This window comes from Brevibacterium sp. S111 (genome assembly GCF_004745075.1).
Taxonomy (GTDB): domain Bacteria; phylum Actinomycetota; class Actinomycetes; order Actinomycetales; family Brevibacteriaceae; genus Brevibacterium.
Window position 1 is genome coordinate 1 of sequence record NZ_RHFH01000048.1, and the last position, 1,722, is coordinate 1,722.

Sequence of the window (1,722 nt, forward strand, 5' to 3'; positions counted from 1 at the left end):
TAAGCCTTGATCCACCGATCGGTATGGGAGCCGTGGTGTGAATCCGGTTCTCGCAAAATGTCGACAAATGGGCAGGGAACATCGTCCCGGTCTCTCACCAGTCTGATTCCACTTTTCAGTTCCCGTAGGCCTCCTCCCCGGGCCCCGGTCTTCACGCCCGCTCGGGCTGATCGGTCATGTCAACGCACGTTGGGGAGGGCTCAACGCGGCCTGCCACAAACGAGCGAATTCCTCGGCCCATGGCCAGTCTCTGGGCAGATTCAGGATCAATCTCCTCGCTCGGTGGGCAATCCGGGCCGGGACGAGGATGATACGCGTCCTCAGTGTTTGTGCACGCGCCTTGCTCATTCGGCCACCCATGAGCCCAGCAGCTGCCCGCAGTAGGTTATGAGTCATCGCCGCGATCGTCACCCACGCTGCGTTGGCATCGAAGGCCCCTGAGGGCATATGCGCCAGTGCACCGTTTTTCAATTCCGCATTGATCTGCTCGATGATTGCGTGCTTCCGGTGGATCTGGTCCGCCAGAACAGTGTCGAAGCGCTCCTGATCGAGGGTGGTGAAGAAGGCGTGGTATCGGTACAAGTCGAATAACGGGTCCTGCCCGGCAGACCGCTTCTTCTCGTTGAGCTCGGGGACTCGTCGCACGATCAACCGGCCTGGCACCTGCAGAGCCTTCTTCTTCGACGTGAACGCGGTAAAGGCGACTTCAGCGACTTCAGCCTTGCTGATCCACGTTTTGGTCTCTTCGTCGAAGATCGCTTCCGGGTACTGGATGCCGGTCCACGCATCATCGTCGATGGTGGAGATCGCTGTTTTGACCTTCTTGTCCATACGCACCGTCACCGACACCTCGGCCCCAGCACCGCGGGCGGCTTTGGTCATTGTCGACGAGTAGTAGGCGGAATCAGCACGCACCAGCACCGGGGCCTGACCGGAATTGATGCGTCGAGTGGTGGCCAGGGCGTCAGAGACGAACTTGTCGGCACCCCGAGCTGATGAGGTAGAGCCCTTCCGGAGACGCTGACCGACGATGACCTGACTGGAGGTGCTTGTCGATGCAGTCGCCAAGAGCGCGTTGAGTCCCCGACTGCCTTGATACCCGAATCCGGCTCCTTGTTTCCTTGCGGAATGGACGTCGATGACGGTGTCGTCGACGTCAACGAAGACCATTGACGACTGCGGTGTTGTCGGACTGGTGGCCAGCAGGCGTATGTGCTGGTCGAAGCCGGTCAGAAGACGGGCGCTGATGGCATCGAGCTGTCTGACGTGGCCGAAGGAGAACGAGCGCAGAAACGATCCCAAAGTCGATGGGGCGTAGACACGGTCGAAGAGTCTGTTCATGCCGCCGTGGCGCAGGATGTTCATATCATCGATCGAATCGGCACCGGCGGCCATGCCCGCGATCAGGGTGGACAGTTTCGCGCCCGGGTTCGCGCCCTTATCGGCTCCGGTCGTCGTCACGGTCAAACGCTGCTCGGCGAGGTCGAGCAGGCCTGCCTGGTGGGCCAGACGCATGATCGGGACCAGGCCGGTAGGACTGACGAGGTTCGTGTCGTTGAAGGAGTAGGACGCTGCCGTGGGTGTGTGATTGAATAGCACCTGAGAGGTGCCCCTTTCTTGAACGGGAATGTTGACGTTAGACATCATCATTTTCCCAGTTCAGGAGGGGCATTTCCATTTCACACGCGGCTTTGAACAGCTACCCGCATCGGTGGATCAAGG

General features: G+C 59.9%; 1 protein-coding gene. It reads right to left on the reverse strand.

The features are described 5' to 3' along the window. Positions 1–174: 174 nt before the first annotated feature. Positions 175–1,599, reverse strand: coding sequence for an IS1380 family transposase (locus EB836_RS17955; RefSeq protein ID WP_135542801.1), 1,425 nt, complete (start codon positions 1,597–1,599; stop codon positions 175–177). Positions 1,600–1,722 lie beyond the last annotated feature (123 nt).